The organism is Microbacterium sp. CIAB417 (genome assembly GCF_022788845.1).
This window is the reverse complement of record NZ_JAHZUT010000002.1, coordinates 472,995-493,956: the sequence shown is the minus strand read 5'-3', so window position 1 is coordinate 493,956 and position 20,962 is coordinate 472,995. Positions and strand designations below refer to the sequence as shown.

The window sequence follows — 20,962 nt, the reverse complement described above, 5'->3', positions numbered from 1 at the left end:
CGGCGCGTCCTGCTCCGGCATCCACAACAACGAAGTGAAGGAAAGTCCCATGTCACACATGCGCAAGGGTTCGGTGCTGCGTCGCGCCGCGTCCGTCGTGGCCATGACCACTATCGCGGGCATCGCGCTGGCTGCCTGCGCCGGCGGCGGCGGTGCAGCCTCCGGCGGCGGAAGCGCCGACGACCTCGACAAGGCTCTCGAAGCCGGTGGCGAGATCACGTACTGGTCGTGGACGCCCTCCGCCGAGGACCAGGCGGCCGCGTTCATGAAGAAGTACCCGAACGTCAAGGTGAACGTCGTCAACGCGGGCACCAACACCGAGGAGTACACGAAGCTGCAGAACGCGATCAAGGCGGGCTCCGGCGCCCCCGACGTCGTGCAGATCGAGTACTACGCGATGCCGCAGTTCGCTCTCACCGACGGCCTGCTCGACCTCTCGTCGTACGGCTTCGGCGACCTCGAGAAGGACTACACCGCCTCGACGTGGGGCTCCGTCGACTTCGACGGCAAGATCTACGGCCTGCCGCAGGACTCCGGCCCCATGGCCATGTTCTACAACAAGGCCGTGTTCGACCAGTACGGTCTGACGGTTCCCACCACCTGGGACGAGTACATCGAGACCGCGAAGAAGCTCACCGCGGCCGACCCCACCAAGAAGATCACGAACGACACCGGCGACCCCGGCTTCGCGACCTCGATGATCTGGCAGGCCGGCGGCCAGCCGTTCAAGGTCGATGGCACCACCGTGAACATCGACTTCTCCGACAAGGGCTCGAAGCTGTGGGCCGACACCTGGAACCAGCTCGTCGACCAGAACCTCCTCTCGGACGCCTCCAGCTGGAGCGACGAGTGGTTCAAGGGCCTCGGTGACGGCTCCATCGCCACGCTGATCATCGGCGCCTGGATGCCCGGCAACCTGGAGTCGTCGGTTCCCAGCGCCGCGGGCAACTGGCGCGTCGCGCCCATGCCGACCTACGACGGCACCCCCGTGTCGGCCGAGAACGGCGGCGGCGGCCAGGCGGTCACCAAGCAGAGCAAGAACCCGGCGCTGGCCGCGGCCTTCCTCAAGTGGCTGAACAACGACCAGGAGAGCATCGACATCTTCGCGAAGTCGGGCGGCTTCCCCTCCACCACGGCCGACCTGCAGTCCGACGCCTTCCTGAACGCCACGAGCGACTACTTCGGCGGACAGCAGATCAACCAGGTGCTCGTGCAGGCCGCATCCGACGTGCGTAAGGGATGGCAGTACCTGCCCTTCCAGGTGTACGCGAACAGCATCTTCAGCGACACCGTCGGCCAGTCCTACGCCAACAAGGGCGACCTCAACGAGGGCCTCATGACCTGGCAGGACCAGCTCGTCAGCTACGGCAACGAGCAGGGCTTCAGCGTCAACAAGTAATCACCGACGAGGGGTGGGTCGCATCGCTTGCCGATCCGACCCACCCCTTGCCGCATCCCACCCGAAAGCGATCATGACCTCCGCCACCCGCATCGCCGTCGCGACGAACGTCGACGGCCCCGCCGTCCCCCGCCGCGTCTTCGGCACCTTCGTCGAGCACATGGGCCGCTGCGTGTACGACGGCATCCACGAGAGCGCACACCCCAGCGCCGACGCGAACGGCTTCCGCGCCGATGTGCTCGAGCTCGTGCGCGAGCTCGGCGCGACCGTCGTGCGCTACCCGGGCGGCAACTTCGTCTCCGGCTACCGCTGGGAGGACGGTGTCGGGCCCCGCGACCAGCGTCCCGTGCGCCTGGATGCGGCATGGCATTCCACCGAGACCAATCAGGTCGGCCTGCACGAGTTCGCCGACTGGGCGGAGTCCGCGGGCCTCGAGCTGATGGAGGCGGTGAACCTCGGCACGCGCGGCGTCGCCGAGGCGGCCGACCTGCTCGAGTACACGAACCACCCCGGCGGCACCGCGCTCAGCGAGCGCCGCCGCCAGAACGGCCGCGCCGAGCCGTTCGACATCCGCCTGTGGTGCCTCGGCAATGAGATGGACGGGCCGTGGCAGATCGGCCACAAGACGGCCGACGAGTACGGCCGCCTCGCCGCCGAGTCGGCGCGCCTCATGCGCTTCATCGACCCCGACATCGAACTGGTCGCCGCCGGCAGCTCCAACCACGAGATGCCGACGTTCGGCGAGTGGGAGCGCACCGTGCTGCGCCACACCGCGGAGCTCGTCGACCACATCTCCGTGCACGCCTACTACGAGGAGACGCCGGGCGACCCCGCCAGCTTCCTCGCCTCGGGCGTCGCCCTCAGCCGCTACCTCGACGATGTCGCCGCGATCATCGACGAGGTGCGCGCCGAGACCGGCTCCACCCGCGAGATCGGCATCAGCGTCGACGAGTGGAACGTCTGGAACCAGACGCGCTGGAACGAGGTCGACAAGCCCCGCGTGTTCACCGGCGACTGGCCCATCGCCCCACGTCTCATCGAAGACGACTACACCGTCACGGATGCGGTCGTCGTGGGCTCCCTGCTCATCACCCTGCTACGTCACGCCGACCGGGTCTCGATGGCGAACCTCGCGCAACTCGTGAACGTCATCGCGCCCATCCGCACCGAGCCGGGGGGCCCCGCCTGGCGGCAGACGACCTTCTTCCCGTTCCAGCTGACGGCTGCCGCCGCCCACGGCACCGTCGTCGTCCCGACCGTCGAGAGCGCGTCGATCGAGACCGCCAAGCACGGCGTCGTCGCCGCCGTGGATGCGGTGGCCACCGTGAACGGCGACGAGATCGTCGTCTTCGCCGCGCACCGCGACCTCGACGCGGCCACCGAGGTCGTGATCGATCTCGACCGCGAGATCGCCGCAGCCGATGCGCTCGTGGTCACCGTGCCCGAGGGCGGCGATCGCCACACCGTCAACTCCGCCCAGGCGCAGCCCGTCGCACCCGCATCCCTCGCGGCGGTCGTCGACGGCACCCGCGTACGCGTCACCCTCCCCCCGCTGTCCTGGGCGCGCATCACGCTGCGCGCGACCCGCTGAACGAAACGAAAGACACCGTGAGCACCTTCACCGTCGGCGAGACCGACTTCCTGCTGGACGGCGAGCCGCACCGCATCCTCTCCGGCGCGCTGCACTACTTCCGCATCCACCCCGATCACTGGGCCGACCGCATCCGCAAGGCCCGCCTCATGGGCCTGAACACGATCGAGACCTACGTCGCGTGGAACGCCCACGAGCCCGTGCGCGGGCAGTGGGACGCGACCGGCTGGAACGACCTCGGACGCTTCCTCGACCTCGTCGCCGCCGAGGGCATGCACGCCATCGTGCGCCCCGGCCCCTACATCTGCGCCGAGTGGCACAACGGCGGACTCCCCGTCTGGCTCACCCGGACGCCGGGCATCGGCCTGCGCCGCTCGGAGCCGCAGTACATCGAGGCCGTCAGCGAGTACCTGCGCCGCGTGTACGAGATCGTCGTGCCGCGTCAGATCGACCGCGGCGGCAACGTCGTGCTCGTGCAGATCGAGAACGAGTACGGCGCCTACGGCTCCGACAAGGAGTACCTGAAGATCCTCACCGACCTCACGCGCGAGGCCGGCATCACGGTGCCGCTGACGACCGTCGACCAGCCAGAACCGTGGATGCTGGACAACGGCAGCCTTCCCGAGCTCCACCTCACCGGCTCGTTCGGCTCGCGCGCCACCGAGCGCCTCGCGACCCTGCGCGAGCACCAGCCGACCGGCCCCCTCATGTGCTCCGAGTTCTGGGACGGCTGGTTCGACTGGTGGGGCGGGGTGCACCACACCACCAGCGCCGCCGCATCCGCCGCCGAGCTCGACGCGCTGCTGGCCGCGGGCGCGTCCGTAAACATCTACATGCTGCACGGCGGCACCAACTTCGGCACCACGAACGGCGCCAACGACAAGGGTCGCTACGCACCCATCGTCACCTCGTACGACTACGACGCCCCTCTGGACGAGTCCGGCTACGCGACCGAGAAGTTCCACGCGTTCCGCGAGGTGCTCGCCAAGTACACCGACGTCCCGGCCGAGACTGTGCCCTCGCGTCCGGCGGCGCCCGAGCTGTCCGTTGCGCTCACGGCGACCGGCGACTGGCTCCCCGCGTCCGCCGGGCCCACCAGCGCCGAGCCCTGCACGTTCGAGGACCTCGGACAGCTCGGACCGCTCGTCCGCTACGACGTGGAGCTTCCCGCGGCGGCCTTCGGAGACGACGACGCCGCCGTGCTCGCCTTCGCCGAGGTGCGCGACCTCGCCTGGGTGTCGGTGGACGGCGTCACCGTCGGACGGCTCTCGCGGGCACTGCACGAGCGCACGCTGACGATCCCTCGCGGCGAGCATCTCACCGTGCTCGTGGAGGACCAGGGCCGCGTCAACTACGACCACCGCCTCGGCGAGACCAAGGGACTCATCGCTCCGGCGACCCTCGGTGGCAGCGCACTGACCGGGTGGACCGGAACACTCGTCGACGTGGAGCGCATCGCCGCGAGCATCGGCGCCGCCGCATCCGGATCCATCGCCGGGCGCACGGCGCTACGCGGCGCGTTCACTCTCGAGGCCCCCGCCGACCTGTACCTGGACACCGCGTCCTGGGGCAAGGGCTTCGCGCTCGTGAACGGCTTCTTCCTGGGTCGCTACTGGGTCAACGGCCCGCAGCGCACGCTCTACGTGCCGGCGCCGGCGACCCGCGAGGGCGAGAACGAGATCGTTGTGCTCGAGCTCGAGCAGGTGGCGAAGGCCGTGGCGGCGTTCGTGTCCGAACCCGATCTCGGCCACCGTGAAGAGTGAGCGCCCGACTCGGGCAGGATGGATGACATGACCTGGCTTGTGACCGGCGGCGCCGGATACATCGGCGCGCACGTGGTGCGCGCACTCACCGCGGCGGGCCTCGCCCCCGTCGTGCTCGACGACCTCTCCAGCGGTCACGCCGCGTTCGTGCCCGAGGGCGTCCCCTTCGTCCGCGGCTCGATCCTGCAGCGCGACCTCGTGGAGCAGACCCTGCGCCAGTACGAGGTGACCGGCGTCATCCACGTCGCCGGGTACAAGTACGCCGGCGTCTCGGTGAAGCGGCCGCTGCACACCTACGAGCAGAACGTCGAGGGCACGCGCGTGGTGCTCGCCGCGATGGCGGCAGCAGGCGTCGACAAGCTCGTGTTCTCCTCCAGTGCCGCCGTCTACGGCACCCCCGACGTGCCGCTGGTCGTCGAGGACCTGCCGAAGCGCCCGGCCTCGCCGTACGGCGAATCGAAGCTGATCGGCGAGTGGCTCATCCGCGACCAGGCCGTCGCGACGGCCGACGAGGATGCACCGCTGCGACACACCTCGCTGCGGTACTTCAACGTCGTCGGCTCGGGCGACCCCGAGGTCTACGACACGAGCCCGCACAACCTGTTCCCGATCGTGTTCGAGAAGCTGCTCGCGGGCGAGACCCCGCAGATCAACGGCGACGACTACGACACGGAGGACGGCACGAACGTGCGCGACTACGTGCACGTCGCCGACATCGCCGCAGCCCACGCCGTGGCGGCCCGCCGCCTCGCCGCGGGCGAGCCGCTCGAGGCCGCGTACAACCTCGGGTCGCAGAACGGCCTGTCGGTGCGCCAGATCATGGACGCGATGGCCCGCGTGACGGGCATCGACTTCACGCCCGTCGTCGGCCCGCGCCGCGCCGGCGACCCCGACCGCATCGTCGCCACGGGCGAGCTCGCCGCACGCGACCTCGAGTGGGCGAACCGTTACTCGGTCGACGAGATGGTGCGTTCGGGCTGGGAGGCCCGCCGCCGGGCCTGACCACCGCACGTCGAGCGGGCGTTCGCCACCGCATCCCTCCGGATCGCGGCCGCGGACGCCCGCTTCCGGTTTCGGGGGGCGGTGCGGGTGCCGGGGCGGATGCCGGCCTCTCGGCCGGCATCCGCCCCGGCACCCCAGCTGGCACAACTCAGCCAGTCCCGGCCGGACAGGGCTATGCGGTCCCGGCACCGGCCGGTTCCGGCTGAACTGTGCGCCCCAACTCCGGCACAACCGGCGTGCAGCCCCCGCATCCACCCCAGACGGACGGTTCTGCAGGAGTTAGGGCCCGGATACGGCCAGCACACCCGACCCGCGCCACGATCAACTCCGACCGCGCGGCCCCCGGCACCTCAGCCAGCACAACTCAGCCAGAACCCGCCTGCCCGGGCGGGGCGGCCCCGGCACCGGCACCTTCCCGCTGAACTGTGCGCCCCAACTCCGGCACAACCGGCGTGCAGTCCCCGCACCCGCCCCCGACGGCCGGTTCTGCAGGAGTTCGGGCGCGGATGCAGCCAACACCTACCCAAGCCAGCACGAGTGCTGCGGCTGCGGCACAACTCAGCCAGATCCCACACGGCGGGCGCAGGGCACCCCGCACCGGCACCTTCCGGCTGAACTGTGCGCCCCAACTCCGGCACACCCGGCGTGCAGCCCCCGCAGCCACCCCCCCCCGACGGCCGGTTCCGCAGGAGTTCGGGCGCGGCCAGCCCGCAGTCCCGCGCGTCAGGCGGAGTCGCGCCAGACCACGGGCGCGTCGAGCAGGATGCCGGTGCGCACGCTCTGGTCGCCGTCGAGCTGCGCGAGCACGGCGGCGGCCGCCGCGGCGCCGAGCCCCTCGGCGGGCTGGTGCACGGTGGACAGCTGCGGCGAGGTGCGCGTCGCCCAGGCGCTGTCGTCGAAGCCGACGACCCCGACGTCCTCGGGGACTCTCCGCCCCGCCGCGCGCAACGCCTGCATCGCGCCGGCCGCGACGGCATCGGATGCGGCGAACACGCCGTCGAGGTCGGGGGCACGCTCGAGCAGCCGCGTCATGCCGGCCGCACCGTCGGCGAAGGCGTACAGGTCGACCGGTTCCACCAGCGCGGGGTCGAACGCATCGCCCAACGCCGCACGGAACCCGGCGAGACGGTCGCTGCCCGAGTCCCGGTCGAGGGCGGCGGCGATCATGCCGATCCGACGACGGCCCGTCTCGCGGAGTCGGCTGACGACGGCCTCGGCCGCGCCGCGGTTGTCGATGCCGACCCAGGCGCCACTGATCCCGGGAGGGTGTCCGACGAAGGCGACGGGGAGCCGCAGCCGCTCGACCACGTCGGAGATGGGGTCCTGATGCCGCGCCGAGACGATCACGGCACCGTCGACGAAACCGCCCGAGAGGTACCGGGCGACCCGGTCGGTGTCACGCGCGGTGTCCACGACGACGCACACCATCTGGTAGTCCGCCTGCGAGAGCGTCGTGTTGGCGCCCAACATGATGCCGCCGATGTTGGGGTCTTCCAGGAACAGCGAGTGGGGCTCGTGCACGATGAATCCGACCGCCTGCGTGCGCTGTCGCACGAGGTTGCGCGCCGCCGTGTTGGGCACGTAGCCGACCTCGCTCCGACGACGACGAGGTCGGCGCGGACCGTCCCGCGGAGCGCCGGGCGGTCGGGGCGGAGCGCCGCGGGCAGATCCTCGATCCAAAGGACCCCGTCGCGGGTCCGGTCGAGGCTGTGGTCGACGACGGATGCCGGGGGCGCGCTTCTTTCGAAGACGGTGATTCCCACGGGGATCACTTCCTGTCTGAAGCTCAAGAAGGCGGGCGCACGGCGACGGGGGTCGCGGCGAGCGGCTGTCGTCGCCATTCAATACGCCGCATCGAGCCGGAGCAAGGGAAGCCGCCGGCCTCGGACGATCATCCGCCCTGCCGGCTCTCGCCAGACGGACCGTCCGCCCCCGCGCGGCGACCCGGGGGGTCGGGTGATCAGGGTGGAGTCGGTCCGCATTCGTGTTGACCGTGGACTGTGCCGACGCTATCTTCACAGTACCGAAGCGTTTCGGTAAATACCGGTCGATCGAAGGGGATTGATGAACGCGTGGCCCTCACCGTGGAGCGCAGCTGCGCCGGCGCCGTCTCCGCGTGCTTCCTACGAAACGTTTCGTGTCGTGGCGCACCACACTCTGCGGGCCGTTCGACTCGGCGAGGGGTTCGTTCCGTTGCGCGCATCGACGCGTCCAGCATCCTCACGTGGGATCGACCGGGTCAACACCCTCCATCGCGGAGATCCCCAGCCGTGACGATGCCCATGAAGAGAACAGGACAGACGATCATGAGACGACAGCATCTCCTTGCAGGGGCGCGCGGTCAGCGCCCGCAGCGACCACGGAGCCTGGCGATCGCCGCCGCCCTCGCGGCGTTCGGGCTGACGGCGGCCACCGTCTCGCCGGCATCTGCGGACACGGCGGGCGGCGCCGACGAGGTCCTCCCGCCGGCCCGTGCCTCCGTTGCCGTCATCGATGACTTCCCGCGCGATCCGGGCCCGTGGAAGGACTTCGATTGGGCTCAGCGCTCCCGCGACTACGACGCGTTCCTCTATGACTGGACCGATCGCGGGCCCTTCACGACGATCACCGAAGACCCCGCACCGTTGAACATGCCGGCGGGATCGAAGAGCTTCCGCATCCCCGCCTACTACGGCGACACGCGGGTCAGCCGCGCCGAAGGCCAGCAGGAGTCGGTGGCGCAGATCTCCTCCGTGGTCGGGGCGACCCTCGTCGGCATCGATAAGTCCGACCAGGACGGACACGACTACGTCGACATGCTCCGCACCTTCTTCCACCCCGACCTCGGGGTCGCGCTCAACACCCCCGACGGCAGCGACAGCGCACCGGGCAGCCAGTCGATGTGGTACACGACGACGGCGAACGTCCTCTACGCGATGCTCGGCGCGCAGTACCCGGACGCCACCGACATGGAGAGTATCCAGCGTTCGATCGCCGACAAGTATTACGCGATGCTGGTGCAGCTCGGCGGGCCCGCGGCCGACCTCACGATGCAGGACTACGATTTCGCGCAGATGGTGCCGAAGGCGGGCATCCGCAATGAGGGCGGCGACGTCGCCGCGGGAACCGCGGCCATCCTGCTCTGGGCACACGAGAGGTTCGACGATCAGAAGTACCTCGATGGCGCCGTCTGGGCGATGGACTACCTCGAGCGCAGCAAGAACAGCCTCTACTACGAGCTGCTCGCGATGCTCGCTCCCTACGTCGCCGCGAGACTGAACGCCGAAGCGGGCACCGAGTACGACGTGGTGCAGATGTTCTCGCAGATCCGGTTGGGAATGGAGCGCAATGTGCGTCCCAACTGGGGGATCATGGGCGCGCAGTGGGACGGCCACGACGTGCAGGGACTCTCCGGCAGCCGGACTGACCTGCAGGGGTACGCCTTCGCCATGAACTCGTTCGCGACTCCGTGGCTGGCGGCGACGGCGAAGTACGACACCCGCTTCGCCGACACGGTCGGGCTGTGGATGCTGAACCTGTACAACGCGGGGCGCTTCTTCTACGCCGACCAGATGCCGGCGAGCCAGCTGGAGGACGGTGACCGGTTCATCGGCGACCCCGCGCACGTCATCGCGTACGAGGGACTGCGTCATCGCGGCCCCGGACACGACACCCTCGTGGCCTCCTCGGACGTGTTCGACCGCTCCGGCGGATGGGGACTGAACCCCGAGACCACGAACCTCGGGATCTACGGGGCGTCGTGGGTCGGCTGGATGGGCGGCACCGTGCGCCAGACGAACGTCGAGAAGGTGCTGCGCACCGACCTGAACGCGCTCGACATGTACGCCGACAGCTACCCGACGTCGCTCTATTACAACCCGGGCACCGAGGACGCCCTCGTCGATGTCGCCGTGGACGGTACGCGCGACCTGTACGACTCGGCTCGCGACCGTCTCCTCGCGAGCGGCGCGAGCGGGACGGCGCAGGTGTCGATCCCGGCGGGCTCGTCCGTCGTGCTCGTCCAGCTGCCGGCGGGAGCCGACCGCGACTCCATCGGTCACGAGGTCGTCGCGGACGGCGTCGGCGTGCGTTGGGACACCGACCCCCAGCGCGACCTCGCCCTGGGCGCGTCGGCCTCGGCGAGCACGGGGGATGCGGGCGCCGCGACCGACGGCGACGCCGAGACGACATGGGCGAGCTCGCGCGCCGACGCCCAGAGCCTGACCGTCGATCTCGGCTCGGTGCGCCGAGTAAGTGAGGCGACCCTGACGTGGGCGGCCCATCCCACCGGCACCGTGCTCGTGGAGAGCTCGGCCGACCGGCAGTCCTGGAGTGCGCTCGGCACCGCGTCCGCTCCCGCGGACGGCGCCTTCGCCGACGCGGCTCGTGACGCCCGCTGGGTGCGCGTGAGCATCACCGGGGGCGGGGCCGGCACCCAGCGGCTCCAGAGCGTCGAGGTCCGCCAGCGCGATCTCGCGCTGGGCGCCGCGGCCACTGTCAGCTCGACGGCCAACGCGCTCAACGTGGCGGCGCACGTCACCGACGGCTCGGACTTCACCCGCTGGGAGTCCGCCACGAGCGACCCGCAGTGGGTGCAGCTCGACCTCGGACGAGTGACCGCTCTCGGAAGCGCGCGCATCGAGTGGGAGGCGGCGGCCGCGAAGGCGTATCGCATCGAGGTGTCCGACGATGGTGCGACCTGGCGCACGGCGTATCAGACGACCACCGCCGACGGCGGTGTCGACGAGATCGCACTCACGGAGGGCACGGAGGGACGTTACCTGCGACTGACGGGAACTCAGCGGCTCACTCAGTGGTCGTATTCGTTGTACTCCCTGGAGGCGTACGCCCCGGCATCCGTGCCGACGACGCGGACGACGGAGCCGGCGCTGCACGTCGACGCGACCGAGGTGCGCGCCGGCGGAACCGTCACCGTCAGCGGGACAGGCTTCGACGGTGAGGACCGCGTCAGGATCGAGTTGCACTCGACGCCGGTCGAGATCGGCGCCGCAGACGTCGACGCCTCCGGACGGTTCGAGACGCAGGTCGTGGTGCCGAAGGATGCTGCGACCGGCTCCCACGAGCTCGTCGCCGTCGGTGTGGCCACGGGGCAGGAGGCGCGGGTGGCGCTGCGGGTGACCGCTGCGGATCCCGAGCCGGGCGGCTCGGGTGGCACCGACGGCACGGGCAACGGCGGTGCGGAGTCGTCCGCGGCGGCGAACGGCGGTCCGGGATCGCTCGCCTCGACGGGCGGCGACGGTGTGGCCGGCGGCATCGTCGCGGGCGTGCTGGCCCTCCTCGCAGGCGCAGTGCTCATCGCCGCCCGCCGGCTGCGGCCGAGCGCGGAGAACGAGCCGCGCTGATCTCGCCGATGGCCGGGGTCCCGATCTCATCGCGGACCCCGGCCATCGACGCGCCGGAGACCCGTCGTCGAGGCGTGGGCGTCTCACGCCCTCAGCGCTCAGCGGGCGACAAGCAGTTCGAGCTGTCGGATCTCCAGGGGCGACTGGGCGAGCACGCGCCAGGTGCGGGAGCGCTGCCCCGACAGCCCGAAGGGCCGCAGCTGCCAGGCCCAGCGGAAGGTCGCGTCGGCGCTGAGCGCCGCCTCCCATCCGCCGTCGACGAGGCACTCCACGCGGAACCGGTGCTGCCCGGGCGACGCGAGCGTCAGCGTCAGGAACTCCGGCGTCGCCTCGGCGGCCAAGGAGATCTCGACCCACTCTCCGGCGTCGATGAGCACTCCCGGGGCGGACGCGTCGTCGTCGATCACACCGCTCGCCTCGCCGACAGCCCGCGACGACGCGCGCACTGCGGCGCCCGACGTCAGGTCGTGCAGCACCTTCGGCGTCTGGCCGGGCGCGGTGAGCGACGGCGGTTCGTCCTCGACGCCGGTTCCCCATCGCTGGGGCTCGTCGGAGAGGTCGAACTCGATCGCCGCACCAGAGGCCAGCAGCTCATGCGGCACGAACGTCCGGTGCCATGGCTCACCGTTCAGTCGTACCGATCGAATGAAGCGGTGTGCGCGATCGGCGGCGGGTGCCGAGATCGTGAGGAGCGCACCCACTCCCAGACGTATGCGCGCCTCGGTCACCGACGGGGCGACGAGGACGTAGCCCGCCGTCCCGGGGACGAGCGGATACAGGCCGAGGGCGGCGAAGACCCACCACGCCGCCATCTCGCCGTTGTCCTCATCTCCGGGCCACCCCTGGCCGATCTCACCGCCGGTGAACATCCGCTCGACGGCGGTGCGCACGGCATCCTGTGCGATATCGGGCCGCCCCGCGAACAGCGCCATGAACGGGATGTGGTGGGCAGGCTGATTGGAGGGCGCCCATTGGCCGGCCCGGAGGTTGCGAGCCTCGACCATTTCGTGAATGACGCCGGGATAGGACCCGCTGACCGCGGCGACGCCCGACTCGGGCGTGGCGAAGAACTGCTCCAGCTTGCGATCGAGTGCCGCGCGCCCGCCGTGCACGGCGGCGAGACCGGCGCCGTCGTGCGGCACGGTGAACGCCGTCCCCCAGCCGTTGGTCTCCGTGTAGTCGTATCCCCAGATGCGCGGGTCGTATCGATCGGGGTCGAGGCGGAACCGGCCCTGCAGGTCGCGGCCGACGAAGAAGCCCGAGCGTGCGTCGAACACGTTCGCGTAGGCGGTCGCGCGGGCGGTGAAGTAGGCGACGGCCGCGTCGAGCTCATCGCTGCGGGGATCGTCCTGTCCGACGCGAGTCTGCAGCGCCTCGGCCAGACGAGCGACGGCCAGGTCGTTGATCGCGCCGTCGAGGGTCCATGACAGCCCCTCGGGGACCGACGTGTCCACCCATCCGCGGTACGGCGACGTCGCCAGCCCCTTGCGGCCCACCAGGCTGCGGGGCGGGACGACGGTGGCGTTGCGCAGGGCGGAATCGAACGCCGACCACAGATCGAGGCGGTGGTCGTCGGGGCCGGACCGCTCCTCGACACGCACGGGGACGCCGGCGGCGACGGCGTGCGCGAGCACGATGTCGTTCGAGGTTCCCGTCATCGAGTCGATCGGACCGGGTGCTGCCCAACGGCTCGTCCACCCGCCGGCGCGATAGTGCTCGACGAAACCGTCGAGCAGACGTGCGGCGAGGGCGGGGTCGAGGAGGGCATAGAGCGGCCACGCGGTGCGGTAGACGTCCCAGAACCCGTGGTTGACGCTGAGCTCACCCGCCACGATGTGCGCGCCGCTGCGATCGGCGTCCGAGCCGGCCACGGGATGGAAGGGACTGGCGTAGTGGGGCTGGGGCTGTTCCGCCGTCCCGAGGTTCTCGTGCATGCGGGAAGGGAAGAGTCCCACCCGGTACAGCGCCGTCGCCATCATCGCGCGTTGCTCGGCGTTCGCGTGGGGAAGCTCGACGCGGCCGATCCAGCTGTCCCAGAGTCCGGCGGCGCGTTCGCGAACGGTGTCGAAGTCGGCATCCGCGCCGTCGAGCACGAGGTTCCGCGCCGCTTGAGCCGTGCCGATGAAGCTCGTCGCAAGGCGCACCGTCACCGTGCGGCTCGTGTCGAGTGCGACGCGCACCCAGCCCCTCGGGGATGGTGCGGCCCTGCGCAGGAGGCTCCCGCGCAGGTGGCCTGCCGCCACGACCGGACGGTCGAGGTGGGCGTGAAGGTACGCGCGCGGCGCGCCATCTCGGTCGGCTTGAGCTGCGGCGCCGTCGTCGGTGAAGGCGCTCAGCGCGGCATCCGAGGACGACGGGTCGGGCTCGGGCAGGCGCAGTTCACCGTGGCCGTCGACCTGATCGAAGATGAGGACGGCCTCGCGTGCTCCCGGTGGGTAGGTGAAGCGGAGGAGCACAGTGTGATCCGTCGCGGTCATCTCGCCGAAAATGCCGCCCTCAAGACGCACCCGGTAGTCGTGGGGACGCCCGATCTCGTCGTCGTGCGAGAAGGCGAGCGCTCTTGCCTCCCGGCTGGCCGGCACGGCGGCGCCGGCTCCGTCCGCGAGGCCGGGCATGACCTGGAAGACTCCGCGGTCACCCATCCACGGGCTCGGAAGGTGCGAGGTCGCGAACGCCTGCAACGCCGGCCGGTTGTCCTCCCGATTGTCGGCATGCCAGGAGTACGGCCAGCGGGCCGAATCGGCGCGGGTGACGGGGATGCCGCCGACGAAGCCGCCGGGGACGGCGACGGTCGGTGCGGTGTTGCCCCGCGACAGTCCAGGGCTCGACATCGAGCCCTGCCGGATCCGCGCGCGTTCGGAGGGACGCTCCGCCTCGGTTGGGATCGGATGGATGCCGAGCACGTCGATCCAGCCGTGGAGTGCCGGGGATCGGTCCCCGGTGCGCGTATCGGCGACGCGGAACTCCACGCGTGCGACGATCTCTCCGGCCACGGCGTCGAGGTCGACGCGCACGAGGTTCCACTGGTCGGGATGCAGGGTGCGCCCCTCGTGCTGCGCGCGAGCCTCCACGGGCACCCCGTACTGGTCGACCGGGGCGTGGTCGCTCAGTCGCGCGCCGCTCACGAAGACGAGGTCGACGGCGACGGCATCTGCGGCGAAACCGTCGAGGGGATCGGTCGTGTCGTGCCACTCCGGCAGCACGGCGTATCGCAGTTCGCTGCCCCGATCGATCCGCTGGCCGAGGAGGTCGGCGCCGACGCTGCCGCGGACGTCGAGCACGCCTCCGCCGAACGAGTAGCGGGTCGCGGCAAGGGAGGTGAAGCCCGCTCCCGGGCGGGAAGTGGCCGCGTGGGCGGCGGACGGGCCGTTCCCGGGGTCTTTACGGGGTCGTGACGACATGGTTCCCCGAGCGTACGTCGGCCGACTGGTCGAGGCGTGCCCGCAGATGATCCGCCGTGTCGCGCCACTGCGTCACCGCGATGCAGGCCACACCCAGCTGGAGTACGGGGTTGTCGTTCCCTCCGGGCTGCAGCTGATCGCCGAAGAACAGGATGTCGTCGCGATCGAGCCCTGTCTGAGCGCAGAGCCGTCCGATGCCGTATGCCTTGTCTCGCCCTCGGCGGGTCACGTCGAGTGAGGTCGTTCCTCCGGTGCGCACTTCGAGCCCGGGCAGGAGGGCCGCGACGGCTTCCCGGAGGGCGTGCTTGCGGGTGCCGTCCGGATCCCACGCCTCCTTCTCGGCGATCGGTGCCTGCTGTCCGAGGGCGGAGAACGTCACTTGCGATTCGCGGTCCTCGATGATCGGCCCCCAGGCGCGCTCGTCGCTCCAGAGACCGAGGGTGCGTGCCGCCTGCTCCAGTGCGGCGAACGCGCGACTGCGCTCGTCGGGCGAGAGCGCCTCGACGTAGACACGTTCCCATCCGTCGTCCGTGAACCGGTAATACTGCGTCCCACACGCCGGCAGCACGTGCAAGCGGGTCGGGCGGACGGCACCGGCTTGTGCGAGCGGCGCAAGCAGCTGGGACTCGAACTGGGAGAACTGCCCTCCCGAGATGACGGCGACGTCGGTGACAGCGACGAGCTCGGCGAGGATCGCCGCCATCTCGGGATCGAGCGCCGACTTCGACGGCGCGAGGGTGTCGTCGAGGTCGAAGGCGACGATCGGGGCGAGAGCGCTCATGCTCCGGCGCGCGCGAGCCTGGCGACGCCGATGGCCGAGTCGGCCATGCCGTAGAAGACGTAATACGTGTCGTCGATCTTCTCGATCGCCGTCGGGAAGACGACGTTCGCGACGGTGCCCTCCATCTCCTCCTCCGTCTCAGGAACCAGCAGCGGGACGCTCGTGCGCGCGATCACACGCGAGGGGTCGTCGGCGTCGAGCAGCAGCGCGCCCGCGACGTACTCGACGTCGTTCTGCGGCACGAATGCTCCGCCGACGACGTTGCCGGTGACGCCGTGGTGAATCACGAGCCAGCCCTCGTCCACGCGGAGGGGGGCGGGGCCCGCACCGATCTTGAGCTCTTCCCACGCGAACTCGGGGCCCGCGACGAAGCGGTGCCCCGAGGGGCGGGCCAGTGCGGTGATGTCGCGCTCGACGTCGGATGCCGGGATGTAGGAGATCCACACGCTCGCCCGAGCGTCCGTGGTCCCGGCGGGCAGCGGAGGCTGCTCATCGGGACGGACGAAGCTGAAGTCCCACATCGGGCGGTGCAGCAGCGCGTAGCTGGGCACCCCGTCGGGCCCGGGGACGACCTCGGGGAAGTAGACGACGTCCTTGTTCGGGAACAGGTTGAGGTCGGTGTCGAGCGCGTCCTCGTAGCCGAACTGCAGCGGCCCCAGACGCTCCCACTCCTGTCCATCCTTCGAGATCGCCAGAGCAGGCTTCGGGCCGAGGGGGCCGAAGGCGACATAGGTCATGACGTGCAGCCCGAGCGAGGGAATCCAGGTGATGCGCGGGTCCTCCACGCCGCCGTGTCCCGTGCCGCGCTCCCACGCGCGGTCGGCCTCGAGCACGACACCACGCCGGGTGACGCCGACCGGGACGCCGCCCTCGATCTCGACGTCGGCGATGCCGACCCGCGACACGTTTCCGGCGGAGACAAGGCGGGGGTAGAGGTGGAGCCGTCCGTCTGGGCTCCAGGCCGTCGCGGGGTTCAGCACACCCTCGGCCTCCCGCGGGTCGGCGGGATCGGGGCGCATCAGCACGCCGAGACGCTCCAGCGAGAAGGGGAAGGTCGTGGTGCCATCGAAGATGTCGGTCACTCTGGGGTTTCTTTCGTTGTGGGTGAGGTGGAGATGGTGACGGTCAACCCTTGACGGCGCCGAGCACGCCGCTGACGAGGTAACGCTGGATGAAGATGTAGCCGATGATGAGCGGTGCGGCCACGATGAAGGTCGCCGCCGCCAGGAGCGGCCACTGGTTGGAATAGGTGCCCTTGAAGGCGTAGAGCCCGACGGTTACGGGGAACTTCGCCGGATCGGCGAGCAGAACCGTGGCGAGGATGATCTCGTTCCAGATCCACACGGCCTGGAGGATCAGGATCGTCGAAAGAGCGGGCTTGGACAGCGGGACGACGAAGGAGATGAGATACCGCCAGTACCCCACGCCGTCGATGGCCGCCGCCTCGTCGAGCTCACGCGGGATCGACTTCACGAACCCGCTGTACAGCAGGGGACCGACCCCCACGCCCACCCCCACCATGAGGATGTAGCCGAGCTGGTTGTCGTACAGCCCGAGACGCAGCAGCAGCTGGAACTGGGTGATCAGCGCGTTCGGCAGGAACAGCACGAGCACGAACAGCACCGACCAGAACTTGCCGCCCTTGATGTAGCCGCGCGAGACGGGGAAGGCCAGCACGACGGAGATGACCGTGCCGATCAGCGACCCGGCGACGGTGTACAGGATGCTGTTGAAGATGTACGAGCCGAAGTTGCCCTGGGTCCACGCCTGAAGGAAGTTGCCCCACTGCGGGTCCGTGACGATGCCCACGGGGTCCGAGACGAATTCGGCCTGGCTCTTCAGCGCAGTGTTCAGGAGGTAGAGGATCGGGAACACGAACACGATCATCAGCAGCGCTACGCAGATGTATGCGCCGATCGGATAGCGCCGCCGCCGCCGCCGAGGAGGACATGGCGCTGCAGAGCGGGATGTCGGGGCCGGGACTGTGCCCGGCCGTGTCGTCGTGGTCACAGCTTGGCCTCTCTCTTGCGCAAGTACCACAGGGCCAGCAGGCTCACGATGCCGACGATGGCGAACTGCACCATCGAGATCGCGGCGGCATAGCCTTGCGACTGGGACAGCGTGGTCCCCGACGCTCCGCCGAAGCCCTGCACGAAGACGAGGAGCGAGAGCACCTGCGTGGACTTGTTGCTGGGGCCGGTGAGGACGTAGGTGAGCTGGTAGCTCTGCAGCGCATTGACGATGCCGAGCAGGACGTTCGCGGTGATCGACGGTGCGAGCATGGGGATCGTGATGAACCGGAACCGTTGCCAGCCGGAGGCCCCGTCGATCGATCCGGCCTCGTAGAGCTCTTCGGGGATGGCTTGCAGGCCGGAGAGGAAGATGATGACGGAGATGCCGACGATCATCCAGATCTGGACGACGATGACGAGGGCCAGCGCGATCCTCGGGTCTCCGAAGAAGGCGGACTGTTTGCCGAACAGCGAGAGGAAGCTGGCCGCGGGGCCGCCCGTGACGTTGAACATCAGAGACCACACCAGGCCGGTCACGGTGACGCCGAGGACGGTGGGCATGAAGACGACCGCGCGGTACAGGTTGCGGCCGCGCAGCGGGCGGTTGAGCAGGATCGCGATGCCCAACGCGAGGACGATTTGGATCACCGTGCTGACGATCGCGAACACGAGGGTGTTGCGGAGCGCGTTCGCACTGTCGGCCCACTTGGCAGGCGAGAAGAAGCTGATGTAGTTCTCCACGCCCACCCAGTTGACCGGCAGGTAGGGCAGCCCACGCAGATCGGTGAACGAGACGACCAGCATGCCGACAGCCGGGACGAGACCGAACACGGTGAGCACGATCAGCCCTACCGTGAACGTGATCCGGACCGGCCCGCGACGTGGGAACGGGAAAGATTGAGACACGATGACCTCGAGGAAAGAGAGCGTGGCGCCGCCCCGGCGCTCGTGGTGAGCGCCGGGGCGGCGCGTGGGCGGTTTAGAAGGCGGCCTTCCACGCGGTCTGGGCGGCGGCGGCGGCCTGAGCCGCGTCGTCGGAGCCGAGCGGCGCGAGTGCCGGGTAGTTGAACGGGTAGACGGCGTCCTGGCCGGCCTTGTTGTTCGCAACCCACTTCTGGTCCCAGGCGGGCTGGAACGTGCTGGTGTACTGCGCGATCGAGTTCAGGAAGTCGCTCAGGGCGATGTCCGGCTCGGCGGGGGAGAAGCCGGCGCGGTCGACGAACTGCTTGTAGTTGTCGGGGTCGGAGAAGTAGTCCATCCACGCGAGCGCGGCGGCCTTGTTCTTGGTTCCCGAGGCGATCGCGAGCTGAAGCTCGATCTTGCCGTTGAGGAAGGCGTTGTCGGCGGCGTCGTCCGAGGCCGGCAGCGGGAAGTAGCCGTAGTCGAAGGCTCCCGCGACAGCCGCCTGGATCGTGGGCTCGTTCCAGGTGCCGTCGATCGTCATCGCGTAGTCGCCCTTCGCGAAGCCGGCCGGGATCTCGTCATAGCCCGTGCCGGCGAAGTTCGCCTGCGCGTTCTGGAAGATCGTCTCGGTCTTCTCCAGCACCGACACCGGCTCCGGGTCGGTCAGGCTGACCGTGTTCTTCCAGAAGCCCTCGACGAGCTTCTCCTTGTCGCTCACGTCCGGGTACGTGGAGCCGACGACACCGAGCATCGCGAGGCCCGCGGGCCAGGTGTCCTTGCCGCCGATACCGAAGGGTGCGACGCCGCTGCCCTTGAGGGTCGTCATGACGTTCTCGAGCTCGCTCCAGGTCGTGGGCACGGAAAGCCCATTCGCCTCGAAGATCGCCTTGTTGTAGTAGACGCCCGTCGAGTAGCTGAGGCCCGTCGGAACGACGTACTGCTTGCCGTCGATCGCCTGCGAGTCCAGGACGCTCGGAGTGAAGCGCTTCATGAAGGGCTCGTCGGTCAGGTCCAGCAGTCCGCCGGACCGGGCGAGGAGCACGTCGTCAGAGGTGGATTCGGCAGCGAACTCAGGGACCTCGACGACGTTCTTCGCGACGAGGATGTCCACGTTCCCCGCGGTGAGGCGCGAGGACTTCGTTGCCGGGTAGTTGTCGTTGGACACCGACGAGAAGGTCACCTTCACGTCGGGGTACTTCTTCTCGAAGCCCTCGTTGATCAGCTTGAACGCGGCATCCGACGCGTCGGCGCTGGAGACCAGGATCTGCAGGTCGCCGGATACGGCACCGTCGCCCGACGGCGTCCCGCTGTTGTCGGATGAGCATGCTGCCAGGGCGCTGACGGCAACCAGTGCGGTTGCCAGGATTGCTCCGTGACGGATCAGGCGCCTCGTGCGCAACTTCTTCGTTGCCATGTGTGGATCTTCTCCTCAGTAATTGCGACCTTGGGGGTCCGACTTGCCGAAACGTTTCGGTTACGTCAGCATGCCACGCTCACCTCCTGGCCGCAACCCTGCGGTGGCAGATCGTGGCCAGATGCTCAGTGCACGCGAGGCGCGGGACCCGTCGACGAGCGCACGACGAGCACCGCGGGTTCGATATCCGCATCCGCCGCCGGAGTGCCGTCGATCAGCTCGAGCAGGATGCGTGCCGCCTCATAACCCGTCCGGCGCGGCTGGGTCTGCACCGTCGTGAGGGACGGGCGCACGTACTCTGCGAGTTGGATGCCGTCATAGCCGGCGACGGACAGGTCACCCGGGATCTCGAAGCCCAGATGCTGAGCCTGTGCCATGAACCCCATCGCAGACAGGTCGTTGGCGCAGATCACTGCGGTGGGACGCAGCCGCACCGACAGCATGGAACTCGCGGCCTCGATGCCGCTCTCGTAGGTGAAGGATGCCGGCACCAAGGGTCCGGGGCGCAGTCCCCTGGCCTCGAGGGCGAGCCGCCAGGCCATTTCACGCTGGCGAGAGTGGATGAAGCGCGGGGGACCGCTGACGAAACCAATCGAGGTGTGGCCGAGCCCCACGAGATGGTCGACCAGCTGCTCGATCGCCGCCCGATGGTCCTGGCGCACGCTCGGCAAGGGGAATCCGGGCTCGGGGTTGATGCCGACCGCGGGGAGGCCGAGCTCCTGCACGAGAGCGACGCGCGGATCGTCGATCTCGATCTCGTTGAGGAACACGCCGTCGACGCGCTTCCCCGCAGCGAGGCGACGGTAGCGTTCGAGCGTCCCCGCGGCGTCGGAGCTCGTCTGGAGAACGAGCGCGAAGTCGCGTTCGTCGATCCACGACTCGATGCCGTTGATGAAGGCGCCGAAGAAGGGGTCGAGCTCGAGCACGTCGGGATTGCGGTGCACGACAAGGCCGACGGCGAACGTCTTCTTGCCGGCGAGGCTCTTCCCCCGCACCGATGGCACGAAGCCAAGTTCATCTGCGGCGAGCAGGATCTTCTGGCGCGTCTGCTCCGACACGCCGGGGCGGCCGTTCAGCGCGCTCGACACTGAGCTGATCGCGACGCCGGCGCGTGCCGCGACGTCGGTGATCGTCACGCGACCGGGCATGCGTCCTCCGCTCCTCGGTTCATTCCTCCGACACTAGATCACCGCGTGCGGTTCTCGAGAGGAGTTCGTAGCCGAGGGTCTGTTCGGCTCTCACGTCCACCGTTTCTTGACACCGCTTCCGGTCGCCAATAGGGTTGCCGCGAACCGAAACGTTTCGGTTTCCGTCGTGCCCTCTCGTTCTGGGTGACGAAACGATCAGACAAGGA

At 69.5% G+C, this 20,962-nt stretch carries 13 protein-coding genes; 5 read left to right on the top strand and 8 right to left on the bottom strand.

What is annotated here, in order from left to right:
* Positions 1-49 precede the first annotated feature (49 nt).
* The 4 genes from KYX17_RS09015 to galE all read left to right on the top strand — a co-directional run bounded on the left by KYX17_RS09015 (position 50) and on the right by galE (position 5,755).
* The gene (locus KYX17_RS09015) at positions 50-1,399 is read left to right on the top strand and encodes a sugar ABC transporter substrate-binding protein (RefSeq protein WP_243226660.1); all 1,350 of its coding nucleotides are present in this window, start codon (positions 50-52) and stop codon (positions 1,397-1,399) included.
* A gap of 73 nt (positions 1,400-1,472) precedes the next feature.
* The gene (locus KYX17_RS09010) at positions 1,473-2,990 is read left to right on the top strand and encodes an alpha-N-arabinofuranosidase (RefSeq protein WP_243226659.1); all 1,518 of its coding nucleotides are present in this window, start codon (positions 1,473-1,475) and stop codon (positions 2,988-2,990) included.
* A gap of 17 nt (positions 2,991-3,007) precedes the next feature.
* Positions 3,008-4,753: a beta-galactosidase family protein gene (locus tag KYX17_RS09005; RefSeq protein ID WP_243226658.1), complete on the top strand. Its 1,746-nt coding sequence runs from the start codon at positions 3,008-3,010 to the stop codon at positions 4,751-4,753.
* Between the two features lie 27 nt (positions 4,754-4,780).
* Positions 4,781-5,755, top strand: a complete 975-nt coding sequence (gene galE, locus KYX17_RS09000; RefSeq protein ID WP_243226657.1) for a UDP-glucose 4-epimerase GalE — start codon at positions 4,781-4,783, stop codon at positions 5,753-5,755.
* 723 nt (positions 5,756-6,478) lie between these two features.
* Here the strand turns inward: galE and KYX17_RS08995 are convergent.
* The gene (locus KYX17_RS08995) at positions 6,479-7,336 is read right to left on the bottom strand and encodes a LacI family DNA-binding transcriptional regulator (protein ID WP_243226656.1); all 858 of its coding nucleotides are present in this window, start codon (positions 7,334-7,336) and stop codon (positions 6,479-6,481) included.
* A gap of 725 nt (positions 7,337-8,061) precedes the next feature.
* On the opposite strand from KYX17_RS08995, the gene KYX17_RS08990 reads away from it, so the two are divergent.
* Complete coding sequence (locus KYX17_RS08990) at positions 8,062-11,097, top strand: discoidin domain-containing protein (RefSeq protein ID WP_243226655.1); 3,036 nt, start codon at positions 8,062-8,064, stop codon at positions 11,095-11,097.
* A 98-nt stretch (positions 11,098-11,195) separates the two neighbouring features.
* Here KYX17_RS08990 and KYX17_RS08985 read toward each other — a convergent pair whose 3' ends face one another.
* The 7 genes from KYX17_RS08985 to KYX17_RS08955 all read right to left on the bottom strand — a co-directional run bounded on the left by KYX17_RS08985 (position 11,196) and on the right by KYX17_RS08955 (position 20,756).
* Positions 11,196-14,498, bottom strand: coding sequence for a GH92 family glycosyl hydrolase (locus KYX17_RS08985; protein WP_243226654.1), 3,303 nt, complete (start codon positions 14,496-14,498; stop codon positions 11,196-11,198).
* Positions 14,479-15,279, bottom strand: coding sequence for an HAD-IIB family hydrolase (locus KYX17_RS08980; RefSeq protein ID WP_243226653.1), 801 nt, complete (start codon positions 15,277-15,279; stop codon positions 14,479-14,481). The genes KYX17_RS08985 and KYX17_RS08980 overlap by 20 nt, the downstream gene beginning before the upstream one ends.
* The gene (locus KYX17_RS08975) at positions 15,276-16,361 is read right to left on the bottom strand and encodes a glycosidase (RefSeq protein ID WP_308220860.1); all 1,086 of its coding nucleotides are present in this window, start codon (positions 16,359-16,361) and stop codon (positions 15,276-15,278) included. The genes KYX17_RS08980 and KYX17_RS08975 overlap by 4 nt, the downstream gene beginning before the upstream one ends.
* Positions 16,362-16,404: 43 nt before the next feature.
* On the bottom strand, positions 16,405-17,166 hold the full coding sequence (locus KYX17_RS08970; RefSeq protein ID WP_243226652.1) for a carbohydrate ABC transporter permease: 762 nt from the start codon (positions 17,164-17,166) through the stop codon (positions 16,405-16,407).
* A 119-nt stretch (positions 17,167-17,285) separates the two neighbouring features.
* The gene (locus KYX17_RS08965; RefSeq protein WP_243226651.1) at positions 17,286-18,131 is read right to left on the bottom strand and encodes a carbohydrate ABC transporter permease; all 846 of its coding nucleotides are present in this window, start codon (positions 18,129-18,131) and stop codon (positions 17,286-17,288) included.
* Positions 18,132-18,270: 139 nt separating this feature from the next.
* Entirely contained in the window at positions 18,271-19,608 is a 1,338-nt protein-coding gene (locus KYX17_RS08960; protein ID WP_243226650.1) for an extracellular solute-binding protein, read from the bottom strand.
* 125 nt (positions 19,609-19,733) lie between these two features.
* Positions 19,734-20,756 carry a LacI family DNA-binding transcriptional regulator gene (locus KYX17_RS08955; RefSeq protein ID WP_243226649.1) on the bottom strand — a complete coding sequence of 341 codons (1,023 nt, stop codon included), beginning with the start codon at positions 20,754-20,756 and terminating at the stop codon, positions 19,734-19,736.
* Between the last annotated feature and the right edge of the window lie 206 nt (positions 20,757-20,962).

Coding starts and splice junctions, on each gene's coding strand:
- KYX17_RS09015 (WP_243226660.1), top strand. CDS start 50: ATGTCACACATGCGCAAGGGTTCGGTGCTGCGTCGCGCCGCGTCCGTC.
- KYX17_RS09010 (WP_243226659.1), top strand. CDS start 1,473: ATGACCTCCGCCACCCGCATCGCCGTCGCGACGAACGTCGACGGCCCC.
- galE (WP_243226657.1), top strand. CDS start 4,781: ATGACCTGGCTTGTGACCGGCGGCGCCGGATACATCGGCGCGCACGTG.
- KYX17_RS08990 (WP_243226655.1), top strand. CDS start 8,062: ATGAGACGACAGCATCTCCTTGCAGGGGCGCGCGGTCAGCGCCCGCAG.
- KYX17_RS08985 (WP_243226654.1), bottom strand. CDS start 14,498: ATGTCGTCACGACCCCGTAAAGACCCCGGGAACGGCCCGTCCGCCGCC.
- KYX17_RS08980 (WP_243226653.1), bottom strand. CDS start 15,279: ATGAGCGCTCTCGCCCCGATCGTCGCCTTCGACCTCGACGACACCCTC.
- KYX17_RS08970 (WP_243226652.1), bottom strand. CDS start 17,166: ATGATCGTGTTCGTGTTCCCGATCCTCTACCTCCTGAACACTGCGCTG.
- KYX17_RS08960 (WP_243226650.1), bottom strand. CDS start 19,608: ATGGCAACGAAGAAGTTGCGCACGAGGCGCCTGATCCGTCACGGAGCA.
- KYX17_RS08955 (WP_243226649.1), bottom strand. CDS start 20,756: ATGCCCGGTCGCGTGACGATCACCGACGTCGCGGCACGCGCCGGCGTC.